This is a genomic window from Micromonospora sp. CA-248089 (assembly GCF_050948515.1).
GTDB lineage: Bacteria > Actinomycetota > Actinomycetes > Mycobacteriales > Micromonosporaceae > Micromonospora.
The window spans coordinates 5,895,593-5,920,708 of record NZ_CP192016.1; the positions used below are offsets into that span (position 1 = coordinate 5,895,593).

Annotated in this window: 25 protein-coding genes; 6 read left to right on the plus strand and 19 right to left on the minus strand. The window is 74.4% G+C overall.

Translation table 11 applies throughout. The features are described from left to right. Nucleotides 1–190: 190 nt before the first annotated feature. From hemB to ACQP26_RS27635, 5 genes are read right to left on the minus strand one after another with little or no spacing between them, the layout of a single operon-like run. Nucleotides 191–1,174, minus strand: a complete 984-nt coding sequence (gene hemB, locus ACQP26_RS27615; RefSeq protein WP_433494370.1) for a porphobilinogen synthase — start codon at nucleotides 1,172–1,174, stop codon at nucleotides 191–193. A gap of 13 nt (nucleotides 1,175–1,187) precedes the next feature. After that, the gene (locus ACQP26_RS27620) at nucleotides 1,188–2,768 is read right to left on the minus strand and encodes a uroporphyrinogen-III synthase (RefSeq protein WP_269703897.1); all 1,581 of its coding nucleotides are present in this window, start codon (nucleotides 2,766–2,768) and stop codon (nucleotides 1,188–1,190) included. Then, a complete protein-coding gene (gene hemC, locus ACQP26_RS27625) occupies nucleotides 2,765–3,751 on the minus strand; it encodes a hydroxymethylbilane synthase (protein ID WP_269703896.1) in 987 nt (328 codons plus the stop codon). The genes ACQP26_RS27620 and hemC overlap by 4 nt, the downstream gene beginning before the upstream one ends. Continuing rightward, the gene (locus ACQP26_RS27630; RefSeq protein ID WP_269703895.1) at nucleotides 3,748–5,121 is read right to left on the minus strand and encodes a glutamyl-tRNA reductase; all 1,374 of its coding nucleotides are present in this window, start codon (nucleotides 5,119–5,121) and stop codon (nucleotides 3,748–3,750) included. The genes hemC and ACQP26_RS27630 overlap by 4 nt, the downstream gene beginning before the upstream one ends. Next, on the minus strand, nucleotides 5,118–5,888 hold the full coding sequence (locus tag ACQP26_RS27635) for a redox-sensing transcriptional repressor Rex (RefSeq protein WP_269703894.1): 771 nt from the start codon (nucleotides 5,886–5,888) through the stop codon (nucleotides 5,118–5,120). The genes ACQP26_RS27630 and ACQP26_RS27635 overlap by 4 nt, the downstream gene beginning before the upstream one ends. A gap of 389 nt (nucleotides 5,889–6,277) precedes the next feature. Here ACQP26_RS27635 and ACQP26_RS27640 point away from each other — a divergent pair, with 389 nt between their 5' ends. After that, nucleotides 6,278–7,582 (plus strand): sensor histidine kinase, encoded by a 1,305-nt coding sequence (locus tag ACQP26_RS27640; RefSeq protein WP_433494371.1) that lies wholly within the window; start codon nucleotides 6,278–6,280, stop codon nucleotides 7,580–7,582. A gap of 102 nt (nucleotides 7,583–7,684) precedes the next feature. After that, a complete protein-coding gene (locus ACQP26_RS27645; RefSeq protein ID WP_269703892.1) occupies nucleotides 7,685–8,341 on the plus strand; it encodes a LuxR C-terminal-related transcriptional regulator in 657 nt (218 codons plus the stop codon). 9 nt (nucleotides 8,342–8,350) lie between these two features. Here ACQP26_RS27645 and ACQP26_RS27650 read toward each other — a convergent pair whose 3' ends face one another. The 3 genes from ACQP26_RS27650 to ACQP26_RS27660 are packed head-to-tail and all read right to left on the minus strand — an operon-like array spanning nucleotide 8,351 to nucleotide 10,934. After that, complete coding sequence (locus tag ACQP26_RS27650; protein ID WP_433494372.1) at nucleotides 8,351–8,992, minus strand: HAD family hydrolase; 642 nt, start codon at nucleotides 8,990–8,992, stop codon at nucleotides 8,351–8,353. Nucleotides 8,993–9,016: 24 nt separating this feature from the next. Then, complete coding sequence (locus ACQP26_RS27655; RefSeq protein WP_269703891.1) at nucleotides 9,017–9,271, minus strand: glutaredoxin family protein; 255 nt, start codon at nucleotides 9,269–9,271, stop codon at nucleotides 9,017–9,019. Then, the gene (locus ACQP26_RS27660; protein ID WP_433494373.1) at nucleotides 9,261–10,934 is read right to left on the minus strand and encodes an AMP-binding protein; all 1,674 of its coding nucleotides are present in this window, start codon (nucleotides 10,932–10,934) and stop codon (nucleotides 9,261–9,263) included. Before ACQP26_RS27660 ends, ACQP26_RS27655 begins: the two co-directional genes overlap by 11 nt. Nucleotides 10,935–11,447: 513 nt before the next feature. On the opposite strand from ACQP26_RS27660, the gene ACQP26_RS27665 reads away from it, so the two are divergent. From ACQP26_RS27665 to ACQP26_RS27675, 3 genes are all read left to right on the plus strand, one after another. Continuing rightward, nucleotides 11,448–12,419 carry an ECF subfamily RNA polymerase sigma factor, BldN family gene (locus tag ACQP26_RS27665; RefSeq protein WP_269703889.1) on the plus strand — a complete coding sequence of 324 codons (972 nt, stop codon included), beginning with the start codon at nucleotides 11,448–11,450 and terminating at the stop codon, nucleotides 12,417–12,419. Between the two features lie 285 nt (nucleotides 12,420–12,704). Then, on the plus strand, nucleotides 12,705–13,565 hold the full coding sequence (locus tag ACQP26_RS27670; protein ID WP_269703888.1) for a DUF5667 domain-containing protein: 861 nt from the start codon (nucleotides 12,705–12,707) through the stop codon (nucleotides 13,563–13,565). Nucleotides 13,566–13,677: 112 nt separating this feature from the next. Further along, a complete protein-coding gene (locus ACQP26_RS27675) occupies nucleotides 13,678–14,556 on the plus strand; it encodes an HAD family hydrolase (protein WP_269703887.1) in 879 nt (292 codons plus the stop codon). Between the two features lie 6 nt (nucleotides 14,557–14,562). Here ACQP26_RS27675 and ACQP26_RS27680 read toward each other — a convergent pair whose 3' ends face one another. From ACQP26_RS27680 to ACQP26_RS27730, 11 genes are all read right to left on the minus strand, one after another. After that, complete coding sequence (locus tag ACQP26_RS27680; RefSeq protein ID WP_433496210.1) at nucleotides 14,563–15,420, minus strand: lysophospholipid acyltransferase family protein; 858 nt, start codon at nucleotides 15,418–15,420, stop codon at nucleotides 14,563–14,565. A gap of 356 nt (nucleotides 15,421–15,776) precedes the next feature. Further along, nucleotides 15,777–16,850 carry an NAD-dependent epimerase/dehydratase family protein gene (locus ACQP26_RS27685; RefSeq protein ID WP_269703886.1) on the minus strand — a complete coding sequence of 358 codons (1,074 nt, stop codon included), beginning with the start codon at nucleotides 16,848–16,850 and terminating at the stop codon, nucleotides 15,777–15,779. Nucleotides 16,851–16,970: 120 nt separating this feature from the next. Next, a complete protein-coding gene (locus ACQP26_RS27690; RefSeq protein ID WP_007465623.1) occupies nucleotides 16,971–17,072 on the minus strand; it encodes a 30S ribosomal protein bS22 in 102 nt (33 codons plus the stop codon). A gap of 221 nt (nucleotides 17,073–17,293) precedes the next feature. Then, nucleotides 17,294–17,503, minus strand: a complete 210-nt coding sequence (locus ACQP26_RS27695; protein WP_013288759.1) for a helix-turn-helix domain-containing protein — start codon at nucleotides 17,501–17,503, stop codon at nucleotides 17,294–17,296. Between the two features lie 250 nt (nucleotides 17,504–17,753). Beyond that, entirely contained in the window at nucleotides 17,754–18,938 is a 1,185-nt protein-coding gene (locus tag ACQP26_RS27700; RefSeq protein ID WP_433494374.1) for an ABC transporter permease, read from the minus strand. Next, nucleotides 18,935–19,813 carry an ABC transporter ATP-binding protein gene (locus ACQP26_RS27705; protein ID WP_281579679.1) on the minus strand — a complete coding sequence of 293 codons (879 nt, stop codon included), beginning with the start codon at nucleotides 19,811–19,813 and terminating at the stop codon, nucleotides 18,935–18,937. Before ACQP26_RS27705 ends, ACQP26_RS27700 begins: the two co-directional genes overlap by 4 nt. After that, nucleotides 19,810–21,207, minus strand: a complete 1,398-nt coding sequence (locus ACQP26_RS27710; protein ID WP_433494375.1) for an efflux RND transporter periplasmic adaptor subunit — start codon at nucleotides 21,205–21,207, stop codon at nucleotides 19,810–19,812. The genes ACQP26_RS27705 and ACQP26_RS27710 overlap by 4 nt, the downstream gene beginning before the upstream one ends. Nucleotides 21,208–21,235: 28 nt before the next feature. After that, nucleotides 21,236–22,831, minus strand: coding sequence for a hypothetical protein (locus tag ACQP26_RS27715; protein ID WP_433494376.1), 1,596 nt, complete (start codon nucleotides 22,829–22,831; stop codon nucleotides 21,236–21,238). A gap of 115 nt (nucleotides 22,832–22,946) precedes the next feature. Next, complete coding sequence (locus tag ACQP26_RS27720) at nucleotides 22,947–23,282, minus strand: YrdB family protein (protein WP_433494377.1); 336 nt, start codon at nucleotides 23,280–23,282, stop codon at nucleotides 22,947–22,949. Continuing rightward, nucleotides 23,279–23,848: a TetR-like C-terminal domain-containing protein gene (locus ACQP26_RS27725; protein WP_269703880.1), complete on the minus strand. Its 570-nt coding sequence runs from the start codon at nucleotides 23,846–23,848 to the stop codon at nucleotides 23,279–23,281. The genes ACQP26_RS27720 and ACQP26_RS27725 overlap by 4 nt, the downstream gene beginning before the upstream one ends. Beyond that, nucleotides 23,841–24,635, minus strand: a complete 795-nt coding sequence (locus ACQP26_RS27730; protein ID WP_281579676.1) for an alpha/beta fold hydrolase — start codon at nucleotides 24,633–24,635, stop codon at nucleotides 23,841–23,843. Before ACQP26_RS27730 ends, ACQP26_RS27725 begins: the two co-directional genes overlap by 8 nt. Nucleotides 24,636–24,710: 75 nt before the next feature. Between ACQP26_RS27730 and ACQP26_RS27735 the strand changes: the two genes are divergently transcribed. Beyond that, nucleotides 24,711–25,115 (plus strand): VOC family protein, encoded by a 405-nt coding sequence (locus ACQP26_RS27735; protein WP_433494378.1) that lies wholly within the window; start codon nucleotides 24,711–24,713, stop codon nucleotides 25,113–25,115. Nucleotide 25,116: the final 1 nt, after the last annotated feature.

Genomic DNA, 25,116 nt, shown 5'->3' on the forward strand with positions numbered 1-25,116 from the left:
CGTGACAGGTGCGTCCGTGGCTGCAGAGCAAAGTCGGGGAGAGATGGGGTGCACTGCCGCCCAGGAAGACACGCTGAGTGACCGCCTTGGGCTGTGGACAACGCACGACGACCACACGCAAGGGGCGCATCCTCGGTGAGCGTGCCGACGGCGCGAGGGGAGCGACGCGACGCCGAGCGACGCCCGCCGGTCAGTAGCGCTCGCGCAGCAACCGGGCGGCCTCGACGGCCCAGTAGGTGAGGATGATCTGGGCGCCGGCCCGGCGGATCGAGGTGAGCGTCTCCAGCATCACCCGTTCCCGGTCGATCCAGCCGTTCGCGGCGGCCGCCTCGACCATCGCGTACTCGCCGGAGACCTGGTAGGCCGCGACCGGGACGTTCACCGCGGACCGGACCGCCGACACCACGTCGAGGTAGGGCAGCGCCGGCTTGACCATCACCATGTCGGCGCCCTCGGCCACGTCCAGCTCGACCTCGCGCAGCGACTCGCGCAGGTTCGCCGGGTCCTGCTGGTAGGCGCGCCGGTCCCCCTCCAGCGCCGACTCGACGGCGTCGCGGAACGGGCCGAAGAAGGCGGAGGCGTACTTCACCGCGTACGCGAGCACCGAGACGTCCTGGTGCCCGGCGGCGTCCAGCGCCTTGCGGACGACGCCGACCTGGCCGTCCATCATCCCGGACGGCCCGACCACGTGGACCCCGGCGGCGGCCTGGGCCACCGCCATCTCGGCGTACGCGGCGAGCGTGGCGTCGTTGTCGACCCCGCCGTCCGGGGTGAGCAGGCCGCAGTGCCCGTGCGAGGTGAACTCGTCCAGGCACAGGTCGCTCATCACCACAGTCGAGTCGCCGACCTCGGCGATCACGTCCCGGATCGCCGTGTTGAGCACGCCGGCCGGGTCGATGCCGCCGGAACCGGTCTCGTCCCGCGTCGCCGGCACCCCGAACAGCATGATCCCGCCGACCCCGGCCTGCACCGCCTCCGCGGCGGCCTTGCGCAGCGAGTCCCGGGAGTGCTGGAGTACCCCCGGGAGCGACGCGATGGCCCGCGGCTCGGTCAGCCCCTCCTTGACGAACATCGGCACGACCAGCTCGGCCGGGTCGACGCGGGTCTCGGAGACCAGCCGCCGCACGGCCGCGTTGCGGCGCAGCCGGCGGGGCCGGACCTCGGGGTACGACATGACGGGCCTCCTGTCAGCGGAACCGCAGGGCGGTCGGGCCCTGCACCTTGGAGCCCCGGCGCTGCTTCGCCGGCATGGCGGCGAGCTTCTCCCGCAGCTCGACGGCGTAGGCGGCGAGCGCCTCCACCAGGTCGGGCACCGACGCGTGCGGCGGCTGCACGTCGACACGCAGGCCGAACTCGGTGGCGGTCTCCGCCGTCTTGGGCCCGATCACTGCAACAACTGTGCGCGCGTGCGGCTTCCCGGCGATACCGACGAGGTTCCGCACCGTGGACGACGAGGTGAACAGCACCGCGTCGAACCCGCCCGACTTGATCGCGTCGCGGATCTCGGCGGGCGGCGGCGCCGCCCGGACGGTCCGGTACGCGGTCACGTCGTCGACCTCCCAGCCGCGCTCGGTGAGCCCGGCGGCAAGCGTCTCGGTGGCGATGTCGGCGCGCGGCAGCAGCACCCGGCCGACCGGGTCGAGGATCTCGTCGTGCGGCGAGAACTCGGCCAGCAGGCCCTCGGAGGACTGCTCCCCGGAGGGGATCAGCTCGGGCTGGATGCCGAAGGCGCGAACCGCCTCGGCGGTGGCGTCACCGATGCAGGCGATCTTCACGCCGCCGAAGTGGCGTGCGTCGAGACCGTGCTCGGCGAACTTCTCCCACACCGCGCGGACCGCGTTCACCGAGGTGAAGATCACCCAGGCGTACCGGCCGTCGACCAGGCCCTTCACCGCCCGCTCCATCTGCGCCGGGGTACGCGGTGGCTCGACCGCGATGGTCGGCACCTCGCACGGGATCGCCCCGTACGCGCGCAGCCGCGCACTCATCACGCCGGCCTGCTCCTTGGTGCGGGGCACCAGCACCTTCCAGCCGTACAGCGGACGGTTCTCCCACCAGCTCAGCTTGTCGCGGTCGGTGACGGCCGAGCCGACGGTGAGCACCACCCGGCCGGTGAAGCCGAGCGCCGCCGCGACGAAGGAGTCCACGCTCGACGTGGTGGTGTACTGCGTCTCGCCGGTGCCGTCGCCGGTCACCCCGACCGGGGTGGTGCCGTCGACCCCGGCGGCCAGCAGGCCGTCCCGGACGGCGGCCAGGTCACCGGCGTCCACGGCGAGCGCCAGCGAACCCCGCCCGACGGCGGTGGCGAGCGCCTCGAAGTCCAGCGCGGTGACGTCCTCGACGTCGGCGGCGGTCCGCACGCCCGGCAGCGGGACACCCGCGTAGGTGGCCACGCCCTCGGCCTGGCCGACGCCCGGCACCACCTCGAAGTGCGCGGCGGTACGCGCGACCGCCTGCACCTCCTTGACCACCGAGTCGTGGCCGAACGGGTCACCGGAGACGAGGTGCACGGCGTTCTGCCCGGCCCGGGCCGCGGAGATCAGCACCTTCGCCACGTCCCCCGGTACACCCTCGGCGGGGCTGAACTCGGCGTCCGGCCGGGCCTGGGCGCGGACGTGCGCCAGGAGCGACTCGGGTACGCCCCGGTCGTAGACCACCTGGTCGGCGTCGACCAGGGCGTCCAGCGCCCGGCGGGTCAGCAGGCCCGGGTCGCCGGGTCCGGCCCCGACGAAGGCGATCTGGCCTACGGGCTTACGGGTGCGGGTCATTCTGTGCTCCCAAGTTGCTGGGTCCCCGGGCCGGCCTGTGCGTCCTGGCCGAGGATCGAGTCGGCGCCGAGTTCGAGGAGTTCGGCGGCGAGTGCCTTGCCGATCTCCGCCGCGTCGGCGGGCGTTCCGGTGCGGGACAGCCGGAGGTCACGGGTACCGTCCGGGCTGATCACCGCACCGCGCAGGTAGATCTCCTGATTGACGTCGCCCTCGTCGGTGGGCTCGCCTTCGGCGAGGACGGCGTACGCGGCCACGGGTGCGCTGCACCCTGCTTCCAGGGTGGCCAGCAGCGCCCGCTCCGCGGTGATCGCGGCACGGGACGGTTCGTGGTCGAGCAGCGCGAGCAGCTCGAGCACGTCCTGGTCGTCGGCCCGGCACTCGACGGCCAGCGCACCCTGAGCGGGCGCGGGCAGCATGAGCATCGGGTCGAGCGTCTCGGTGATGACGTCGGCGCGGCCGATCCGGTTGAGCCCGGCGCGAGCCAGCACGACGGCGTCGAGGTCGGCGTCCGGGCCGAGCACCCGGGCCACCCGGGTGTCGATGTTGCCCCGGATCGGGGCGACCTCCAACTGCATGCCCAGCGCGTGCAGCTGGGCGATCCGGCGCAGCGCGCCGGTGCCGACGCGGGCGCCGGGTGGCAGCTCGGCGAGCGTACGGCCGTTCGTGGCCACCAGCGCGTCGCGCGGGTCCTGCCGGGGCGGCACGGCCGCGACGTGCAGGCCGGGAGCCGCCGCGGTGGGCAGGTCCTTGTACGAGTGGACGGCGAAGTCGATCTCGCCCGCGGTCAGCGCGTCGCGCAGCGCGGACACGAACACGCCGACGCCGAGCCGCTGCACCGGGGCGGTGGACTTGTCGCCGGCGGTCACCACCTCGACCAGCTCGACCGGGCGGCCGGTGGCCGCGGTGAGGGCCTCGGCGACGTGGCCGGACTGGGCCATCGCCAGGGCGCTGCCCCGGGTACCGAGGCGAAGGGGGGCGGTCATCGCGCACCTCCGGTGGGCGGGACGTCGGCGGCGTCGAACGACGGCCGGCCGTCGAGGTCGGTGGCGACCACGTCGGGAACGGTGTCGACCGGGGACGTCTGCGGAACGTCCAGGTCGAACAGTTCGCGCAGCAGCGCCGCGTACTGGTCACCGCCGGGCTCGGCGGCGAGCTGGCGGACCCGTACGGTCGGCTGGTGCAGCAGCCGCTGCACGACCCGGTGCACCGTGCGGGCGACCTCGGCGCGCTGGTCGTCGCTGAGGTCGGGGCGGCGCTGGCCGAGCCGCCGCAGCTCGGCGGTGACGACGTCCTCGGCCCGGCCGCGCAGGGCGGCCACCGTCGGCGCGACGTCGGCGCCGCGCAGCCAGCTCAGGAACGCCTCGACCTCGCCGGCCACGATCCGGGCCACCTCGGCGGCGTCGGCCGCGGCCGGTCCGTCGGCGAGGACGGCGGCCATCCGGTCGATGTCGATCACCTCGACGCCGGGCAGCTCGGCGACGCCGGGCTCGACGTCACGCGGGACGGCCAGGTCGAGCAGGACCAGCGGGCCGCGGTCGGCGTCCCGGCGGGCCAGCGCCCGGGTGACCACGTCGCGGGTGAGCACCGGCTCGGTGGCGGCGGTGGCGGCGACCACGACGTCGACGGCGGCGAGCGCGGTGATCAGCTCGGCCATCGGTACGGCGGACGCGCCGTACGACTCGGCGAGCCGGACGGCACGGGCGGCGCCCCGGTTGGTCACGGTGAGCGGGCCGGCGCCCAGCCGGGACAGCGTGGCGACGCCCAGCGAGCCCATCGCGCCCGCGCCGACCACCATGGCGGGCCGGCCGGCCAGGTCGCCGTCGAGCAGATCGGCGGCGAGGTCGAGCGCGGCGGTGACGACGCTCTGCCCGGCCCGGTCGATGTTGGTCTCGGCGTGCGCGCGCTTGCCGACCCGCAGCGCCTGCTGCATCAGCTCGTGCAGCAGCCGGCCGGCGGAGTCGGCGCCACCGGCGGAGTGGTACGCGTCGCGGAGCTGGCCGAGGATCTGCGCCTCGCCCACCACCATCGAGTCGAGCCCGGCGGCGACCCGGAAGACGTGGTCCACCGCGGCGGCGTCGTAGTGCACGTAGAGGTGCGGGGCGAGCGCAGCCGGCTGGCAGCCGGCCTGGTCGGCCAGGATCGCGCAGATGTCGCCGAGTCCGCCGTGGAAGCCGGAGACGGCGGCGTAGACCTCCACCCGGTTGCAGGTGGAGACCAGGACGGCCTCGGCGACGTACGGCTGGGCGATCAGGCGGTCGAGCGTGCGGGTGAGGTCGGCGGGCGGGACGGCCAGCTGTTCCAGGGTGGCGACCGGGGCGGTGCGGTAGGACGCGCCGACGACGAGCAGTTTCACGTGCCGATCGCCTCCTGGGTGTCGGTTGCCGCGAGTCCGCCGGGCAGGGCGGTGAGGGCGGACCCGCCGGTGGCGGGGAGCGCGGTCAGCGATGCCTTGCGGTGCTCGTGGAAGGACAGGATCTGCAGCTCGATGGCGAGGTCGACCTTGCGCACGTCGACCCCGTCCGGAACCGAGAGTACGCAGGGTGCGAAGTTGAGGATGCTCGTCACGCCGACGGCGACCAACTGGTCGGCGACCGCCTGGGCGGCCGGGGCGGGGGTGGCGATGACGCCGATTGAGATCGACTCCTCGGCGACGATCCGGGGCAGGTCGTCGACGTGCTGGACGACCAGTCCGTTGATCTCCTCGCCGACGCGGGACCGGTCGGCGTCGAGCAGCGCGGCGATGCGGAATCCGCGGTTGGCGAAGCCGTCGTAGCCGGCCAGGGCGTGACCGAGATTACCCACGCCGACGAGCGCGACGGCCCGGCACTGGGTGAGCCCGAGCACCGAGGAGATCTGGTCGACAAGCAGCGCGACGTCGTAGCCGACGCCCCGGGTGCCGTACGAGCCGAGGTGGGAGAGGTCCTTGCGGAGCTTCGCGGAGTTGACGCCGGCGGCGTTCGCCAGGCCCTCGCTGGACACCGTCTCGTGCCCGGCGTCGACGAGCGCGTGCAGCGCACGCAGGTATTCCGGGAGCCGGGACACGGTCGCCTCGGGCAGGTCCGGTAGTGCCGGTACGGCACCGGTGCGACCGGGCGCGCCTGGTTGACGGTGCTGGCTCATGAGACTCCGTGCGGTGCGATCCTCGACCAGCGGCGAGGGCGGGTCGTTTCGGGACTCCCGCTGGCGACCGAGATTGCCGGCTGTGCTAGCAGGGCGCGTCGGAACTACAGAGTAGGTGTTTGTGAAGGGGTGCACAAATCGCGATCTTGAAAGCTCGCGACGCGCCTTCACCTGCCCCTCCATTCCCGCAAGATCGATCAACCGCGTCTATCGGCGGCGCGTGGCGATTATTGCTCAATCCAGACTTCCCTGACCAATCGCGCGGGTCCGTAGCGCTCCGTGACCGGCGCGGCGAGGCGAGTCTCACGTTTTCGAGTAGGGAGAACCCCACCCCGAAGAGGCCTGCGTGCGGGATGGGTGGGCGGGGCACGCGGCCATAGCCTCGAATCATGACCGCTGCACCACCGGCCACCGCGCCCACTCCGCTGTCCCCCGTTCAAGGGCTGCTGCGCCGCCTCGCCCGCGACACCACCTACGTCCTCGTGGGCTTCCCGCTGGCGCTCGTCAGCTTCGTGCTCGCGGTGGTGGGGATCTCACTCAGCGCCGGGCTGCTGGTGATCACGCTCGGGCTGCCGATCCTCGCCGGTTTCCTGTACGCCGCCCGCGGCCTGGCCGACATCGAGCGGCTCCGGCTCGCCGGGGTGCTGGACCGGCCCCGGGTACGCCCGGTCTACCGCACGCCCGAGCCGGGCGCCCGGTTCTGGCGGCGGGTGTTCACCCCGATCCGGGACGCGCAGTCGTGGCTCGACCTGCTGCACGCGTTCGTCCGGCTGCTCGTGGCGGTGCCCACGTTCGTGCTGCTCGTGGTCTGGTGGGTGCTTGCGCTGGGCGGCACGCTCTACATCACCTACGACTGGGCCATCCCCCGCGGCCCGGGCGAGCAGGACCTGAGCCAGCTCCTCGGAATGGGCGACGGGGCCGGCGCGCGGATCGCCCTGAACACCGCGATCGGGCTGTTCGCGCTGTTCACCCTCCCGCTGGTGGCGCGCGGCTGCGCCCGGCTCCAGGCCGGGCTGGCGTACTCGCTGCTCACCGGCGTGGCCGAGATGCGGCAGCGGATCATCACGCTGGAGGAGCAGAAGCGGGCCGCCGCGTCGGCCGAGGCGGTAGCGCTGCGCCGGCTGGAGCGCGACATCCACGACGGCCCGCAGCAGCGGCTGGTCCGGCTCGCGATGGACCTGAGCCGGGCCCGCCACCAGCTCGCCGGCGACCCGGAGGCGGCCCGGCAGACGCTGGACGAGGCGGTCGCGCAGACCCGAGAGACGCTGGACGAGCTGCGCGCCCTGTCCCGGGGCATCGCGCCGCCGATCCTGGTCGACAGGGGTCTGCCCAGCGCGCTCGCCGCACTCGCCGCCCGCGCCCTGGTGCCCACCGAGCTGGCCGTGGACGACGACCTGGGCACCGCCGCCGGGCGGCTCGACCCGGGAGTGGAGAGCACTGCGTACTTCGTGGTGGCCGAGGCGCTGACGAACGTCTCGAAGCACAGCCGGGCGAACACCTGCCGGGTCGAGGTCACCCGGAAGGTGGGCCGGCTGGAGATCACCGTCACCGACGACGGCGCCGGCGGCGCGCACCTGGCCAAGGGCCACGGGCTCAGCGGCATCGCCGACCGGGTCCGGGCGGCCGGCGGCACGCTGGAGGTGGACAGCCCGGCCGACGGGCCGACCCGGATCCACGCCGAACTGCCGCGGTGACCCGGCCCGCCCGGACTCCGGGCCGTCGCGCGAGCGCGTGGCGTGCCCGGCATCCGGGCCGCCGGGCCGGCGCCGGGTCCGGGCGTGATAGACACCGGACCCATGCGGGTGGTGATCGCGGACGACGCCGTACTGCTCCGGGAGGGGCTGGTCCGGCTGCTGACCGAGTACGGGCACGAGGTGGTGGCGGCCGTCGGCGACGGTGACGCGCTGGTCGAGGCGGTGGTGGCGCACCGGCCCGACGTCTCGGTGGTGGACGTGCGGATGCCGCCGTCACACACCGACGAGGGACTGCGCGCCGCGGTGGAGGCCCGCCGCCGGGTGCCGGGTACGCCGGTCCTGGTGCTGTCCCAGTACGTCGAGGTGTCGTACGCCGACGACCTGCTGGACACCGCGGGCGGCGCCGGCGGCGGCATCGGCTACCTGCTCAAGGACCGGGTCGCCGCGATCGACGAGTTCCTGGACGGCCTGGCCCGGGTGGCAGCCGGCGGCACCGTGCTCGACCCGGAGGTGATCAGCCAGTTGCTGGTCCGGCGGCGGCGCGACGACCCGCTGGCGTCGCTGACCCCGCGCGAGCGCGAGGTGCTGGCGCTGATGGCCGAGGGCCGCTCGAACATCGCCATCGCCCGGGCGCTCGTCGTCAGTGACGGCGCGGTCGAGAAGCACGTCCGCAACATCTTCACCAAGCTGGACCTGCCCCCTGATGCGACCACCCACCACCGTCGCGTCCTGGCCGTCCTGGCCCACCTGCGCGCCTGACCGGGCCGGTCAGGGCAGCGTGCGGGCCAGCGTCACCGCCTGGGTGAGCGTGTCGGCGGCCGGGTGGCCGCTGCCGCGCAGCCGGTCCGGGTCGGACAGGCCGCCGGTGTAGAGGACGCAGCGGGCGCCGACCGAGGCGGCCGCGTCGGCGTCGTCGAGCGAGTCACCGATCAGCACCACCTCGTGCCCGCCCAGCCCCAGCTCGGCCAGGTGCTTCTCCAGCCACTCGGCCTTGTGCCCGCCGCCGACGGTGGCGCGCAGCCCGTCCACCCGGCGGAAGTGCGGCGTCAGCCCGTAGGTGTGCACGGTCGGCACCAGCTCGTCGTGGAACCACATGGACAGCAGCGACTGGCTGCCCTCCCAGGACTCGATGGCGGTGGTGGCGTCGGCGGCCAGGGCGCAGGTGGTCAGACCGGCCCGGTACGCGTCGTGGAACACGCGGTCCAGTGTCCCGAACGCCTCGGCGTCCACGGCCCGGCCGAGCATCTCGGCGTAGTAGTCGGCGATCGGCCGCCGGAAGCGGACCCGGTGCTCGGCGGCGGTGACCGCCGGCCCGCCGGCGCTGGCGAAGGCGACGTTCGTGGCCTGGACCACCAGGTCGAGGTCGTCGAGGAGCGTTCCGTTCCAGTCCCACACGAGGTGGCGTCGCATACCCGTCACCCGAGCACTCTAAGGCTAGAGCTGCGGGGTGGTCAGATCGCGCAGCAGCCGGTCCTCCTCGACCCGCCAGTAGCCGTGCTCCTTGCCGTCGAGCAGGACGACCGGCAGCCGGTCGCCGTAGTCGCGCTCCATCTCCACGTCGCCGGTGACGTCGCGCTCCACCCACCGGTCGCCGGTGACCGCCACCACCCGGTCGAGCGCGGCCTTCGCGTCGTCGCACAGGTGGCAGCCGGGCCGCGTGATCAGGATGAGCCTCGGGTCACTGGACATCGGGTACCTCCGTGCGGATCTCGATCGGCGGCGTCGGCGACGGCACCGCGGGTGCCGGGCGCAGCTCGGTCTTGCGGACCTTCCCGATCGCCGAGTACGGCAGGCTGTCGACGAACTCGACGGCGGTCGGGCACTTGAACCGGGCCAGGTTACGCGCGCAGTGGACGAGCAGCTCCTCCGCCGTCACCGGCGAGCCGGCCGCCCGGACCACGTACGCCCGCACAGTCTCGCCGGTCCGCGGGTGCGGCACGCCGAGGACTGCCGACTCGGCCACGCCGGGGTGCGCCTGGAGCACCAGCTCCACCTCGTGCGGGTAGACGTTGAAGCCGTTGACGAGGATCAGCTCGCCGAGCCGGTCGACCAGGAACAGGTCGCCGTCGTCGTCGGCGTACGCCACGTCGCCGGTGCCCCACCAGCCGTCCGGGTCCGGCCCGCCCCGCCCGTCCGGCCAGTAACCGGCGAACAGGTTCGGTCCGCGTACCACGATCTGCCCGGGGTCGGTGCCGGCCGGATCGTCGGAGAGGTCCATCTCGTCCTCGTCGGGGGCGTCGGCGGGTGCCCCGTCGCGCCACAGCTCGGTGCCGTCGGAGCCGACCAGACGCAGCCCGACGCCGGGCAGCGGGCGGCCGATCGACCCGGGTTTCGGCTCGCCGCCGACGAGCGTCGAGGTGAGCACCGGCGCGGTCTCGGTGAGCCCGTAGCCGACGTGCACCGGGTGCCCGGTCAGCTCGGTGAAGCGCGCACCGACCGCGAGGGGCAGCGGCGCCGCGCCGCACACCGCGACGCGCACCGAGGCCAGCGCCGCGGCCGGGTCCCGGTCCGCCTCGGCCCAGGTCAGGAACATCGACGGTACGCCGACCAGCACGGTGACCCGGTGCCGGGCGATCTCGTCCAGCGCTCCGGCCGGGCTGATCTCGTCGACGAGCACACCTGTCGCGCCGTGCCGCACGACGGCACCGAGCACGGAGTTCAGCCCGTACGCGTGGAACAGCGGTAGGGCGAGCAGCACGACGTCGTCGGCGCCGACCACAGGTGGTTCGATGCGGTCGACCTGGTCGTGGTTGGCGGCGAGGGCCCGGTGCGACAGCATCGCGCCCTTGGGCCGCCCCTCGGTGCCGGAGGTGTAGAGCAGGACGGCGAGGTCGTCGCCGGCGCGGGCCGGGAACTCGTCCGGCCCGGCGTCGCCGGTCACCGGCGGCGTGGTGTGCACGGCGCGCAGCCCGGGCAGCTCGGCGCGGTCCACCCGGGCGGTCACCTCGGGCGCGCCGACCAGCACCGACGCGCCGGAGTCGGCGAGCACGTGCCGCAGCTCACGGGCGGTCAGCGCCGGGTTGACCGGTACGGCCACCAGGCCGGCCCGGAGCGCGGCGAGGTAGGTGACCACGAAGTCCGGGGTGTTGCCGAACGCGATCGCCACCCGGGGCGGGTGGCCGCCGTCGGCAGGTGGCGCGTCGGCGAGCAGCGCGCGGGCGGTGGCGGTGGCCGCGTCGTCCAGCTCGGACCAGGTCAGCGTCCGGTCGCGCCAGTGCAGCGCGGCCCGGTCGCCCTGCTGCGCGGCGGCGTGGCGGAGCCGGTCGGCGAGGTTCGGCGCGGAGCTTTCGGCGGCGTCCTGCACGGTGGCTGAGTCTGGCACAGCGGCGTCCGCCGGGCCATGCCCGGACACGGCGCCGGGTCCGCCGCACGGGACTGCAATTGCCGTAGGGTGGGATTCCTAGCCACGGGATGAGGATCTCCACCGGTGTCCGCGCGGGCAGCCCGAAGTGACTCGGCCGCACCGTCTCCGCGACACGCCGAGCGAAAAGAAAATCGGCTCCGACCAGGACTTTCCACTGCGGACCAGGTTCCGGCGCGAAAGTCAACCACACGCGACGGACAACCGGTCCGCCATGTGTGCGACCTGGCGGGAAATACTTCCGCTCTGTGTAACGGACTTGCCACGCGTGGGTGACGTTGGCCCTATCATCACTCGGGTCGGCTCACCCCATTTGCCGTGAGTCGACACCCCTCAGCCCGAGGAGGCCCCCGTGCCCGTGAGCGCATTGGACCAGCACCTCAAGGGGATCTGCCGCCCGTCGGCACGTCCCGACCCGGCCGTGCCCGACCGGGTCCCACCCGGTCCACCGGCGCCATTACGGCGCGCGGCGCGGTCACTGTCCGTCCGGCCCGGGGAGGCGCGGTGACCACCTTCGGTTACGCCGAACGACCGGCCGGCGTCACCGGCCCGACCCAGCGCAACCCGCTCAACGAGCGCGCGGACCCGGGCACCCGGGGCACCGACGGCCAGCTCGCGGTACGCGGCGACGGGCGACGGGTACGCAGCCGCGCGCACCACACGAACGAGGCGCCGCCCCGCCCCGCGACTCCCGGGGGCAACGCGAAGCCCGCGACCGGCCGACTGGGCAGCCCGACCCGCCCGACCATGCCCGCCCAGGCGCGGCGCGGCGACACGGCGACCGGTGGTGAGCCGTCCGCCGCCGAGACCGCGATCCTGCCGGCGGTGACCACCGGCGACACCGCCGTCCTGCCCGCCGTACCGGCCGCCGCGCCCGCCACCGGCTTCCCCAGCCGCCCCGACCCGTCCGACCCGGCCACCGAGGTGTGGACGCTGGTCGAGCGCGCGCAGGCCGGCGAGTCCGAGGCGTTCGGGCTGATCTACGACCGGTACGTGGACACCGTCTTCCGGTTCGTCTACTTCCGGGTCGGCAACCGCCAGCTCGCCGAGGACCTCACCTCCGACACGTTCCTGCGGGCGCTCAAGCGGATCGGCAGCTTCACCTGGCAGGGGCGCGACCTCGGCGCCTGGCTGGTCACCATCGCCCGCAACCTGGTCGCCGACCACTTCAAGTCCGGGCGCTACCGGCTGGAGGTCACCACCGGTGACGTCCTGGACGCCGACCGGGAGGACCGCGGGCCGGAGGGCAGCCCCGAGGCGGCGGTGGTGGAGCACATCACGAACGTCGCCCTGCTCACCGCCGTCAAGCAGCTCAACCCGGAGCAGCAGGAGTGCATCGTGCTGCGGTTCCTCCAGGGCTTCTCGGTGGCCGAGACGGCCCGCGCCATGGGCAAGAACGAGGGCGCCATCAAGGCTCTGCAGTACCGCGCCGTCCGGGCGCTGGCCCGGCTGCTGCCCGACGGCTTCCACTCCTGACCGATCCCGACCCGGCCGGCGCACGCACGCCGGACGGTGTCGCATGCCCGACGTACCCCCGCCCGCCCCTCACTCCCGGTGATTTCGCCGCCGCCCCAGCCGTAACCGGCGACCGGCGCGGTCCGTTTCTCCGGGTGCGACCAGTGGTTGTCCCGGCGTCCCCCGGGCCACCCGGTCCGGCGGGTCAGGTCGGCCGCTCCGGTCGGCCCTGGGCCACACGCTGCCACCGGTCGCTGGTGACGACGACGGCCGCCCGGCCGTGACCAGCGAGAGGGGGTGCCCGCGGTGGACAGCGACCTCTTCTCCCGTCGGCGAGCCGAGCGCTTCGCGCAACTCCTCGACGAGGCCAACGGCGGACGCCGGCACCACGTCCGGTCCAAGGCGGACGGTGAACTCACCGCGCTCGTCGAGGTGAGCCGCCGGCTCACCGCCGAGCGGCCCGACGTCGAGGTGGACGCCGAGTTCCGTACCGGCCTGCGGGCGATGCTCGTGGCCACCGCCGAACGCGAGGGCGTCGGGACGCCGGCCAAGGCCACCACGACGAGCGGGGTACGCGGCGCGCTGCTGCCCGCCATCACCGGCCGCCGGGCGCGGGCCCGGGGCGCGATCCTGGTCGGCGTGGCCGCCGGTGCGGTCGCCCTCTCCGGCATCTCCGCCGCCAGCGAGAACGCGCTGCCCGGTGACGCCCTGTACGGCATGAAGCGCTCCACCGAGCGCGCCCAGCTCGCGCTCACCAGCTCGGACATCAGCCGTGGGCAGCTCTTCCTCGCCTTCGCCCGCACCCGCCTCGACGAGGCTGCCTCGGTCCGCGACGACCGGCTCGGCTTCAGCGCCGTCCTCGACGACATGGACGCGGACACCCGCCAGGGCGTACGCCTGCTGACCACCGTCGCCGCGCAGCGCTCCGACCCGGCGGCGCTGGACGCGGTGGACACGTTCCTGGCCGGCCAGCGCCGGGTGGTCAGCGGCCTGCTGGACCGGCCCGACCACGCCGACCGGGACCGCACCCGCCGCTCGCTGGCCCTGCTCGACGCGGCCGGCAAGCGCGCCGACGCGCTCCGCGAGGCGATCGCCTGCGGGCTGCCCGCGCCGCAGGCCAGCGACATGCTCGGGCCGGCTCCGGCCACCTGCCCGGCCGACCGCTGAGCGGCGGACGCGTACCGCACCACACTTCTCCCGGCGGACACCCGGCCGTCACACCGTGCCGGATACGCTCGACGCGGAGTGCGTGGGCCGTCGTCGAGGCAGGGAGGTCGCCGTGGCCGGAAGCCGGAAGGTGACCGTCAGCACCGACGCCCACGGGCACACCGCGGGCTGGTCGGAGACCCCGTCGGCACCGGCGACCACAGTCGCGCCCGATCCCACCGCCGCTGCGTTCTTCGACGTGGACAACACGATGATGCAGGGCGCCTCGATCTACTGGTTCGCCCGCGGGCTGGCCGCCCGGAAGTACTTCACCACCGGTGACCTGGCCCGGTTCGCCTGGCAGCAGGCGCGGTTCCGGCTCCTCGCCACCGAGCACGCGGGCGACATGTCGCAGGCCAAGGAGGCCGCGCTCGCCTTCGTCCAGGGCTGGCGCGTCGACGACATGGAACGCCTGGCCGACGAGATCTTCGACGAGCTGATGGCGCCGCGCATCTGGGCCGGCACCCGTCGCCTGGCGCAGCGTCACCTCGACGCGGGCGAGCGGGTCTGGCTGGTCAGCGCCGCCCCGGTGGAGATCGGCCGGGTGATCGCGGCCCGGCTCGGCCTGACCGGTGCGATCGGCACTGTGGCCGAGGTGGTCGACGGCGCGTACACCGGGCGGCTGGTCGGCGACCTGATGCACGGTCCGGCGAAGGCCGAGGCGGTCACCCAGCTCGCCGCCGTGGAAGGGCTGGACCTGTCCCGCTGCGCCGCCTACAGCGACTCGGCGAACGACCTGCCGATGCTCTGCGCGGTCGGCCGCGCGGTGGCCGTGAACCCCGATCCGGCGCTGCTGCGGCAGGCCCGCGAGCGGGGCTGGGACGTGCGCGACTTCCGCACCGGGCGCCGGGCCGCGCGCATCGCCGTGCCCTCCACCGCGGCCGCCGGGCTGCTCGCCGGCGCGGTCACCGCCGGCCTGGCGCTGCACCGGCGCCGCCACCGCGACGCCTGAACCGGCTCAGGGACCGAACGGGTCGGGGCGGCGTTCGAGCAGCTTGTGCAGCGTCTGCTGGATCGTCTCCCGCACCTGGTCGGCGAGGTTGAACACCACCAGCGGGTCGTCCGCGGAGTCACGCAGGTGCGCGGTCGGGATCGGCGGGCAGAACTCGATCAGCCACTTGCTCGGCAGCGGCACCATGCCCAGCGGCCCGAGCCAGGGGAACGTCGGCGTGACCGGGAAGTACGGCAGTTTGAGCAGCCGCGCCAGCGGCTTGATGTCGGCGAGCATCGGATAGATCTCCTCGCCGCCGACGATGGCCACCGGCACGATCGGCGTACCGGTGCGCAGCGCGGCGGAGACGAACCCGCCCCGGCCGAAGCGCTGGAGCTTGTACCGGTCGGAGTAGAGCTTGCCGACCCCCTTGAAGCCCTCCGGGAACACGCCCACCAGTTCCCCGTTGCCCAGCAGCCGTTCCGCGTCCGGGCTGCACGCGACGGTGCCGCCGGTCTTGCGGGCTATCTCGGACACGACGGGCATCCGGAAGACCAGGTCGGCGCCGAGCAGCCGCAGGTAGCGGTGCGCCGGGTGCCGGTCGTGCAGCGCGGTGGAGAGGATCAGTGCGTCGAGCGCCACGGTGCCGGAGTGGTTGCCCACGACGAGACCGGCCCCCACGTCGGGCACGTGCTCGATGCCGGTGACCTCGGTGCGGAACCAGTCCCGGTAGAGCAGCCGGACCAGCGGGTGGACCACGGCGTCGGTCAGGTCGGGGTCGAAACCGAACTCGTCGACCTCGTAGTCACCGGCGAGCCGCCGCCGCAGGAACGCCAGCCCCTGGGCCACCTTGCGGTCCCAGTGGTCCCCCGGCCGGTCGGCCACCGCCGGCCCGGCGGGGTTCTGCGTCTCGCTGGCCGGCGTGCTCCCGGCCGTCGGCTCAGCCACCGTCTTCTTCGCCACCGTCTTCTTGGCGACGGCCTTCTTGGCGACGGCCTTCTTCGCGACCGTCTTCCTGGCCGGCTGGTGGGGCGTGGCCGGGCCCGGAACGCCCGGCTCGGCAGCCGCGCCGGGCTCGTCGGCGGAGGTGTCCGGCTCGTCGGCCGGGTCCGCTGCCGCCGCGGGGCGGGCGGACGGCGCGGTCACCCGGCGGTGCCCGTTGCGCCGCGCCGGCTCCGCGTCCGGATCCGGCACACCCAGCGGTACGTCGTAGCGCGCGTCGCGCCGCTCCTCCGAGCTGCTCACGAGCGCTCCCGCACGGTCGAGCGGACCTGCCGGATGCTCTCCAGCACCAACTGCTCGGCGGCGGCGAGCTGATCGCGGGTGACCACGACGCCGCCGTGGTGGGCGCGGATGAAGTCCTCGAACGCGGCGGCGGTCGAGCGGGGCGTGAAGCCGTACTCCCGCTCCAGTCGGCTGGTGTCCACCACCCGACCGTGCACGAAGAGGTCCACCTGGTCCAAGCCGTACCGGCCGAAGCCCAGACTGCGGGCGACCGCCGCCACCCCGGCCAGGCCCGGTTCGAGCACCGGCACCGCCACCCGGCCGGCCCGGCGGATCGCCTGCGACAGCGACAGCACCCCGGGCCCGGCGACGTTGTAGGTGCCCGGGTGGTCCTCGGCGACCGACCGGTGCAGCACCTCCAGCGCGTCGTCGAAGTGCACGAACTGCAGGCGCGGGTCGCGACCGAAGACGGTGGGCACGACCGGCTGGGAGAAGTAGCGGGTGAGCGTGGTGTCGGCGGCGTACCCGATGAACGGCGCGAAACGCAGCACCGTCGCGGTGACGTCGGGCCGGCGGCGGCGGAACCCGCGGACGTACCCCTCGATGTCGAGGATGTCGCGGCCGAAACCACCGCGCGGCACCTCGCGCGGCTCGGTCTCCTCGGTGAAGACGGCCGGATCGCGGAACGACACCCCGTACGCGGCGGTGGACGAGCGGACCACGAGCTTGCGCAGCCGGGGCGCGCGCTGCGCGGCGGCGAGCAGCTGCATGGTGCCGATGACGTTCTGTTCCTTCATCCCCGCCCGGCCGCCCTGCTGCGGGTCGGGGGCGGAGACGAGCGCCAGGTGCACCACCGTGTCGACGTCGAGGTCGAGCAGGAGGCCGCCGAGCGAGTCGAGGTCCAAGCGGATGCGTTCGACGTCGGAGAGCAGGTCGGTCAGCTCGGGGTTGGGCGGTGCCGGATCGACCCCGATGACGCGTTCGATCCGCTCGTCGGCGGCGAGCCGGGCAGCCACGTGGGCGCCCAGCCAGCGGCCGACCCCGGTGACGACGACAACCCCCGGGGCACCGGAGGTGTCACCGGGGGTCATGTCGTGCGCCTTGCGCGGCAGGCGAGATCGAGCCGGGACGTCCGCGGCCTGATCACCTGAGCCTCCGAGGGTCGACAGTTGGCAAGTGGTGCCGGGTGCCGGGCCAGTGCCCGGCCCCGGTCACTTGCCGAGACGGCGACGCTGGACGCGGGTCTTGCGCAGCAGCTTGCGGTGCTTCTTCTTAGCCATGCGCTTGCGGCGCTTCTTGACCACCGAGCCCATACGACAGCCTTTCGATGCAACGTGCGGGGCGGACCGGACGGCACCACCGCGGGTGGCGCCGTGACCGCTTGCGGACAACGGACCGGACCAGCGTGGTGGGCAGGGCACACCAGAGAGCGGTCACGGTCGTGGTCCAGCCTAACCGGAGTGCGTCAGCAGGACCAACGCGCCCCCGTCGATGCCCCTTTTCGTCGTACTCGGCGGACCGGGCCGACGAGTGCTCAGGCGGACTCCTGGAAGGCGCCCCGGAGGTATTCGTGCACGGCGTGCTCGGGCACCCGGAACGACCGGCCGACCCGTACCGCGGTGAGCTCACCGCTGTGCACGAGGCGGTAGACGGTCATCTTGGAGACCCGCATGACCGTCGCCACCTCGGCGACGGTCAGGAACCTGACATCCGACAGCCGTGCGTCGGACTGCGACCCGGCCATGGCTCACCGACCCATTCCCGTGCCCGGCGCGTGTCACCGGGCAGGTGCTCCCGCCTCGACGAGCGACGCGCGTGTAACCAGTACGGTAGCGGGACGGCTGTGACCTGCGCGATCCCTTCCACCCTTTGATCATGGCGGGGCAGCCGTTCACCCGATGTCTGCCAGGGCTTTTTCGCCCGGACGGGTGTCTCGTCCGATCCGGCTGCCGGGCGCACGACGCCACCGGGTGCTCCGCGCGCAGCACCATCTCCTACTCGGCGCGCAGCGCCACCACCGGGTCGAGCCGTCCGGCCCGCTGCGCCGGCACCACGCCGAAGACGATGCCGACCGCCGCGGAGACGCCGAACGCCAGCGCCAGCGACCACCAGGTGATCGCCGCGGGGATCGGCGAGAACGCGTCCACGAGCAGCGCGGTGCCCACGCCCAGCGCCATCCCGGCCAGGCCGCCGACCGAGGTGAGCAGCACCGCCTCCAGCAGGAACTGCACGCCGATGTCGCGGGGGCGGGCACCGACCGCCTTGCGCAGCCCGATCTCGCGGGTCCGCTCGCGTACCGAGACGAGCATGATGTTGGAGACGCCGACGCCGCCGACCAGCAGCGAGATGCCCGCGATGGCGGCCAGCACGCCGGTCAGCACGCCCAGGATGTCGCCGAGCACGCCGAGGATCTGCCGCTGGGTGACGGCGCTGAACTCGGTGTCCGGATGCCGGCGGGACAGCTCCGCGACGATCCGGTCGCCGAGTTCGTCGATCCGCTCCCGGTCCGGCGCCTTGACCGCGATGCCGTCGATGCGCTGGGTGCCCCAGAGCCGTTGCGCCGCCGTCACCGGTACGTGCACCTCGTCGTCCCGGTCCACGCCGAGGCTCTGCCCGAGCGGGGCGAAGACGCCGATCACCCGGAACCGGACGCCGGCCAGCGTGACCTGCTGGCCGAGCGGGTCACGGTCGGGAAAGAGCGCCCGGGCCACCGAGTCGCCGAGCACCGCCACCCGGCGGCTGGTGTCCACGTCCGCCCCGGTCAGGTAGCGGCCCCGCGACAGCGATCTGGTGAACACCGACGGGGTGGTCTCCAGCACGCCCTGCACGGTGGTGAAGTCGGACCGGTTGCCGGCCCGGGCGGTCGCGTCGGAGGCCACCGTGACGGCGACCCGGCCGGGGTCGCCGACCACCCGGGAGACGGCGTCGGCGTCGCTGAGGTCCAGCGGCGAGACCACCGGGGCGTTGCCCACCTCGATCCGGCCCGGCACCACCAGCAGCAGGTTCGAGCCGAGCCCTTCGACCTGCTGCTCGACCTGCTGTTTCGTGCCGGTGCCGATGGCCACCAGGATCACCACCGAGGCCACCCCGATGATCACCCCGAGCATGGTCAGCAGGCTGCGCATCCGGTTGGCCCGCAGCGCGTCCGACGCCACCCGCCACGCCTCGGCCAGCCTCATCCGGCGTCCCCGAGGTCCTGCGGCAGTCGGCGCTCCTCGGCCCGCGGAAGGCGCCCGGTGGCTCCGGTGGCGCCACCGGAGCCACCGGGCGGGTGCCCCGGGCCGCTTCCGGACGCGGACCGGGGCTCCGCGCTGGGAGCGGGGTCCAGTGTCGCAGGTACGCCGGAACCGTCCGACGGCGGTCGATCATGAAGGCTGTCGGACCGGATCAGCCCGTCCCGTACCGCGATGCGCCGGTGTGCCCGGGCGGCCACCTCCTGGTCGTGGGTCACCATCACCAGCGCCACCCCCGACTCGGCGTTCAGCTGTTCCAACAGTTCCAGCACCGCCTCACCGGTGGCGCTGTCCAGGTTGCCGGTCGGCTCGTCGGCGAGCAGCACCGCCGGTTCGGTCACCAGCGCCCGCGCGATCGCCACCCGCTGCTGCTCGCCGCCGGAGAGCTGGTTGGGCCGGTGGTGCAGCCGGTGGCCGAGCCCGACCCGGCCCAGCATCGCCGCCGCCCGCTCCCGCCGCTGCCGCGCCCCGACACCCCGGTAGACGAGCGGCAACGCCACGTTGTCCACAGCCGACGTACGGGCCAGCAGGTGGAACGCCTGGAACACGAAGCCGATGGTCTCGTTGCGCAGCGTCGCCAGCTCCGGCGCGGTCATCGTGGTCACGTCCCGCCCGCCGATCACCAGCCGGCCGCCGCTGGGCCGGTCCAGCCCGCCGAGCAGGTGCATCAGCGTCGACTTGCCGGAGCCGGACGGGCCGATCACCGCCACGTACTCGCCCTGGTCGATGGTGAGCGACACCCCGCGCAACGCGGACACCGAGACCCCGTCCAGCTCGTACGTGCGCCAGACGTCGACCGCCTCGACCGCCGGTACGGTCACGGGAGTTCCTGGCCGTCGCGCACCTGGTCGGCCCCGCGCACCACGACCCGGTCACCGGCTCGTACGCCGTCGACGATCTGCACCAGGTCCTGCCCCTGCACGCCCACAGTCACCGGAACCCGGTCGGCCCGGCCGTCACGCAGCACCCAGACGGCGTCCCGCCCGTCGGCGGAGAACACCGCCGACGCCGGCACCGCCACCGCGTCGGCGGCCTCCCGCACCCGCAGCCGTACCACCGCGTTCATGCCCGGCCGCGGCGCCGGGGCCGGCTCGGCCTCACCGAGGCGTCCGGCGCCGAGGTCGAGCCGGACCCGGTAGGTGACGCCGCCCCGCGCCGAGCTGGTGGGCAGCACGTCGACCGAGCGCACGGTGGCGTCGTACGTCGCGCCGGTCACCGCGTCCAGCTCGACCGACGCGGGCACCCCGGCCCGGACCAGCAACACGTCGGTCTCGTCCACCTCGGCGAGCAGGCCGAGCCGGCCGACGTCCACCACTGTGAGCACCGGCGTGCCGGCGGTGACCCGGCCACCGGCCGGGATCGCGTCGTCGACACCCGGCGGCGGGCCGCCCTGCCCACCACCGCCCAGCGCGGACGGGTCGAGACCGGGCACCGCCCCGCCACCCGCCGCACCCAACAGCCCGGCCAGGTCGGCCGGCGCCGCCGACCGGGTGCCGCCCGGCTGCACCACACCGGCGATCGGCGCGCGCAACGTCAGCGCGTCCACAGTCGCCTTCGCCAGGTCGTACGCCTGCTGGGCCTGGAGTCGTTGCGCGGACGACAGCGCGCCGACGGCGCTGTTCAGGCCGGCGACCCCGCGCTGCACCTGGGCGACCGCCCGGTCGGCGGCGCGCGCGGCGGACTCGTACTGCCGCTGCGCCGACTGGACCTGGAGCAGCAGCGCGGCGCGTACCTGCGGATCGCCGACCTTGCCCGCGGCGGCGCGGGCGGCGGCGAACGCCTCGTCGGCGGCCCGGTCGGTGCCGCGGCGGCTGCCGCCCAGGTCGCCCGTGCCGGTGCCCCGCCCGGCCCGCTTCGCCGCGCGCAACGCTTCCCGCGCCTTCTCCAGGCGGTCCCGGGCCGACGGCGAGTCGATCACCGCGAGCACCTGCCCCCGGGTCACCCGCTGTCCCGGCTGCACCCGCAGGCGGGCGAGCGTGCCGTCGGCGGGCGCGGTGAGGGTGGCCGCGGCGCGCGCGGTCACGGTGGCCGGAGCGTCGATCACCTCGCTCACCGGCGCGCGGCCCACCTCGGCGACGGTGACCGCCGGGGCGTCGTCGCCGCAGGACGCGGCGGTCGTGCCGGTCAGCGCGACGACGGCGAGCACGGCGGTGACGAGACGGGGGCGGCGGGCCGCGGGCAGCCGCGGCGAGGGAGTGCGGGCCACCCGGCCCATGCTACGACCCGTCGACAGGCGTCGACGTTCAGCCGACGACGGCCCGGACGTAGGCGACGCAGTCGTCGTGCAGCATCGACCACGGGTCGCCGAACACCTCGTCGGCGGCCTGCTCCGGTGACCGCCGCTCGTGCACCACGGCCCGGTAGAAGTCCAGCGTCCGCTGCTCGCCGTACCTGTCGACCAGATGGCGTACGGCCAGGTAGCCGACGCCGTAGGCACCGCCGACCCGGTCGTCGCTCGCGTCGTCGGCGGGAGCCACCGCGTCCAGCCGCCCCGACCACCCGCCGCGCAGCAGATCCCGCACCTCGGCCAGTCCGTCGTAGCGGTGCACGGGTTGCCCGTCGGCACCGGCGTACTCGGCCAGCCCTTCCACCAGCCACCAGTCCGCGCGGTCGGCGTAACCCCGGTCGGGCAGCGAGGCGGCATGGGTCAGCTCGTGCCGGAGCAGGTCGTCGATGCCCGTCGGGGTGAGGATCTGCGCGTTGAGCACCACGTCGTGGCGCCCACCACCGACGCCCACCGCGTACCCGGCGGTCCACTTCGGCCGCCCGCCGCCGTACCAGCGCTGCCACTCGCCCTTCCCGGCGTAGTAGACGAGATACCGGTCCGGCGGCCGGCCGCCGATCGCGTACCGGTCCGCGGCCTGGGCGGCGGTCTCGGCCTGGGCGAGCAGGCCGGGCAGCTTGCGCCGCTGGGCCGGCGTGGTGGCCACCACGACCCGCTTGCCGACCGCCACGGCGAGGTCGTTCACCTGCCACGGGCGCACGCCCGCCGGGTCCGTCGAGGACGGCTCCACGGCGGTCAGCCGGGGTTCCTCCCCCACCAGCCGCCAGCGCGTGCCCAGCTCCACAGTGCTCGGCGCGCAGTCCCGCACCACGAAGCAGTAGCCGACGGTCACCGCCAGCCGCCACTCCCCCGGCTTTCCGTCGACCGCCGCCGGCACCCCGTCGGCCGTCGAGCGCCAGGTCGTGACTCGCAGCGACCGCAGCGCCGCGTACCGGCGGCTCAGCACCGGCCGGGCCGTCGGCTCGGCGATCGCGAGGAAGCCCGTCCGGTCCGCGCCGACCAGCGCGGCGGCCTGCCGGTCCAGCAGCGCGAGCATCCGCTCGCCGAGCCGCCGCTGCGCCGCCGTGCCCGGGTCGTCCTTCGCGGCCGACCGCCCGGCCGCGTCCGGCGCCGACTCCCGCAGGAGTACGCCGGGCACCGCGCCCGCCACCAGGCCGAGCGCGAGTCCGAGCGCGGTCCAGAGCGGCCACCGCCGCCGTCTCGGCACCGCCCGCGCCGGGTCCGGCTGCGCCAGGGATACGGGGTACGGCGCCGGACCAGCGGCGATGTACGGCAACACCGCGTCCGGTGCCGGTGCGATGGTGTCGACGGCGGCGTCCACGCCGGCGGAGATGGCGGCGCTTTCGGCGTGAGTGTCGTCAGCGCGGGCGTCGGCGGCGGCGCTGAGGTTGGCAGCGCTCGCGTCGGCCGCGCGGTCGGCGCCGGCGCTGACGTGGACGGTGCTCGTGTCGGCGGCGCTCGCCTTGTCGGCGCTCACGTCGGCGGCGTCGACGGTGGGACGAGGCTCGTCGCCGTCCGTCGTCCGGCCGGGAGGCTGCTCGTCGCCGTCGGTCACCGGCGAAGGGTACGACCAATCGGGCGTTCCGGGAAAGAGTCCCGCCGTGTTCCGCCGTGCCCCGAGATCTTGGTACGAAAGCGCCCTCGAAGGGGCCGGTTCGTACCAAGATCTCTCAGACCGGGGTGCCGGTCAGCGTCAACGCCGTCTTGTCGACTGCCCAGAGGGCCACCAGTGCCAGTCCGGGTACCGCGTGGCCGGCCAGGGCGAGCAGCGCGCCGCCGGTGAGGAAGCAGGCGGCCTGGACGGCGAGCCTGGCCGGGTCGGGCAGCGTCACGGCGGCACGCGGTGAGCAGAACAGTCCCCACACCACGGCGATCACCAGCGGGGCACCGAGCCCGGCGAGCAGGCGCAGCGGCCAGCCGGCGTCGAGCGTGAAGCCCCAGTACCCGGCCGAGCCCAGCAGGGCCAGCTCCAGCAGGAAGATCACGCCCAGCAGCAGCGCGGTCATCTGTCCTCCCAGGAGAGGTAGGCGCGGTCCAGCCCCGCGATCATCTGGTCGAAGCTACGGTCGGTGTCGCGGGGCAGCCCGAATCCGCCCGCCGCCTCCAGCGCGACGAAGCCGTGCACGGCGGCCCGGAACATCCGGATGGCGTCGGTCGCGGCGTCGCCGTCGAGGCCGTACCCGAGCAGGATGGCCCGGACCGCGCCGACCGCGCGCTCTCCGGCGGCCAGGTGGTCGGGGTCGGCCGGGTCGGGCGCCCGCTGGGCGGCCGGGTAGCGGCCGGGGTGCTGCCGCGCGTACGCCCGGTAGGCGGCGGCGACGGCGCGCAACGCGTCGCCACCGGCCCGGCCCGCGGCGGCGGCCGTGAGCACGTCGGCGATCTCGGCGGTGGCGAGCACGGCGAGCTTCTGGTGCAGCGCGTCCGCGCCCCGCACGTGCTTGTAGAGGCTGGGTAGCGCGACGCCGAGGCGGGCGGCGAGCGCGGCCAGGGTCAGCTTCTCGTAGCCGACCTCGTCGGCGAGCGTGGCGGCCTCCCGCACGACTGTGGCCGGGGTCAGGCCGGCCCTAGGCACGCGCGGTCACCGCCAGGAACTCGACCAGGTCGGCGGCGGTGGCGTCGGGCTGGTCGGCGTGCGGGTAGTGCCCGGAGTCGGCGACCATCCGCGCCTCGGCGACGGCGAACAGCCGGCGGGCGGCGCGCGCCTCGGCGCCCGGGTCGGGGAAGTCCGGATCGTTCGTGCCCATCAGCACCAGCACCGGGCGGCGCACCTCGGGCGCCCGCGCGGTCCAGTGCGGGTCGGCCGGTGCGACGACACCGCGCACCGCGGCCATCCGCCCGCGCAGCTTGGCGACCATCTCCCTGCGGTACGCGGCGTCGTCCGCCGGGCGCCCGCAGGGGAACAGCGTGCGGTGGAACAGCCCGAACAGCCGAGGGCTGCGCAGCACTGCCGCCTGCGCGACGCGCATCAGCGGGTTCGGCTTGGGCGTGCCGACGAACGGGCTGACCTGCACGATGCCGCTGACCAGGTCGGGCGCCTCGGCGGCGGCGAAGACGATTGCGGCGGCGCTGGACGAGCTGCCGACCAGGGTGGCCGGCTCACCGCCGAGCGCCCGCACCACGGCGAGCAGGTCGCCGCCGACGTGCTCCGGGGCGTACGTGGGCCAGTGCGGGCTGGAGTCGCCGTGCCCGCGTACGTCGACAGCTGCCACCCGGTAGCCGGCCGCGACCAGCCGGGGCGTCAGGTGCCGGAAGGCGGCCCGGTTCTCCCCCATGCCGTGCGCGAGCACCACGAGCGGTCCCGACCCGTGCACCTCGTAGGCAATCGTGCCGCCGTCCCGCGCCACCTGGCTAACTGTCATAGCCTTAAAGCTAACGTCATTAGCCAAGCCGGTCAAGCTTGACCTCAACCCGAGGTGAGGTCGCACGATCCCGGCATGCCGATCACCGCCGACACCCACGTACGTCTCGCCCGCCCGAGCCGCGACCTCGCCGCCGCCGAACGGTTCTGGACACAGGGGCTGGGCCTGGACGTGCTCTACCGGAGCGAGGGCGATCACCCGGACGAGCACGACCTGGTGATGCTCGGCCTGCCCGGGGCCGGCTGGCACCTGGAACTGGTCGGCGGCTCGACGCTCACGGTCGAGCCGCGTCCCACCGGGGAGGACCTGTTCGTGCTCTACCTCGACGGCCCGCCCGACGACGACCTGGTCCCGAGACTGGAACGGGCCGGCGGGACCAGGGTCTCCGCCGGCCCGTACTGGGACAGGTGGGGTGTCACGTTCACCGACCCGGACGGCTACCGCCTCGTGCTGTGCACCCGGGCCTGGTCGAACGAGTGAC

What these genes read in the sequence shown, in the direction of transcription:
- ACQP26_RS27635 (WP_269703894.1), bottom strand. Translation starts at nt 5,888, where the DNA reads ATGAGCCAGCACCGTCAACCAGGCGCGCCCGGTCGCACCGGTGCCGTA.
- hemB (WP_433494370.1), bottom strand. Translation starts at nt 1,174, where the DNA reads ATGTCGTACCCCGAGGTCCGGCCCCGCCGGCTGCGCCGCAACGCGGCC.
- ACQP26_RS27655 (WP_269703891.1), bottom strand. Translation starts at nt 9,271, where the DNA reads ATGTCCAGTGACCCGAGGCTCATCCTGATCACGCGGCCCGGCTGCCAC.
- ACQP26_RS27640 (WP_433494371.1), top strand. Translation starts at nt 6,278, where the DNA reads ATGACCGCTGCACCACCGGCCACCGCGCCCACTCCGCTGTCCCCCGTT.
- hemC (WP_269703896.1), bottom strand. Translation starts at nt 3,751, where the DNA reads ATGACCGCCCCCCTTCGCCTCGGTACCCGGGGCAGCGCCCTGGCGATG.
- ACQP26_RS27735 (WP_433494378.1), top strand. Translation starts at nt 24,711, where the DNA reads ATGCCGATCACCGCCGACACCCACGTACGTCTCGCCCGCCCGAGCCGC.
- ACQP26_RS27690 (WP_007465623.1), bottom strand. Translation starts at nt 17,072, where the DNA reads ATGGGCTCGGTGGTCAAGAAGCGCCGCAAGCGCATGGCTAAGAAGAAG.
- ACQP26_RS27730 (WP_281579676.1), bottom strand. Translation starts at nt 24,635, where the DNA reads ATGACAGTTAGCCAGGTGGCGCGGGACGGCGGCACGATTGCCTACGAG.
- ACQP26_RS27685 (WP_269703886.1), bottom strand. Translation starts at nt 16,850, where the DNA reads ATGACCCCCGGTGACACCTCCGGTGCCCCGGGGGTTGTCGTCGTCACC.
- ACQP26_RS27710 (WP_433494375.1), bottom strand. Translation starts at nt 21,207, where the DNA reads ATGGGCCGGGTGGCCCGCACTCCCTCGCCGCGGCTGCCCGCGGCCCGC.
- ACQP26_RS27720 (WP_433494377.1), bottom strand. Translation starts at nt 23,282, where the DNA reads ATGACCGCGCTGCTGCTGGGCGTGATCTTCCTGCTGGAGCTGGCCCTG.
- ACQP26_RS27695 (WP_013288759.1), bottom strand. Translation starts at nt 17,503, where the DNA reads ATGGCCGGGTCGCAGTCCGACGCACGGCTGTCGGATGTCAGGTTCCTG.
- ACQP26_RS27650 (WP_433494372.1), bottom strand. Translation starts at nt 8,992, where the DNA reads ATGCGACGCCACCTCGTGTGGGACTGGAACGGAACGCTCCTCGACGAC.
- ACQP26_RS27645 (WP_269703892.1), top strand. Translation starts at nt 7,685, where the DNA reads ATGCGGGTGGTGATCGCGGACGACGCCGTACTGCTCCGGGAGGGGCTG.
- ACQP26_RS27700 (WP_433494374.1), bottom strand. Translation starts at nt 18,938, where the DNA reads ATGAGGCTGGCCGAGGCGTGGCGGGTGGCGTCGGACGCGCTGCGGGCC.
- ACQP26_RS27620 (WP_269703897.1), bottom strand. Translation starts at nt 2,768, where the DNA reads ATGACCCGCACCCGTAAGCCCGTAGGCCAGATCGCCTTCGTCGGGGCC.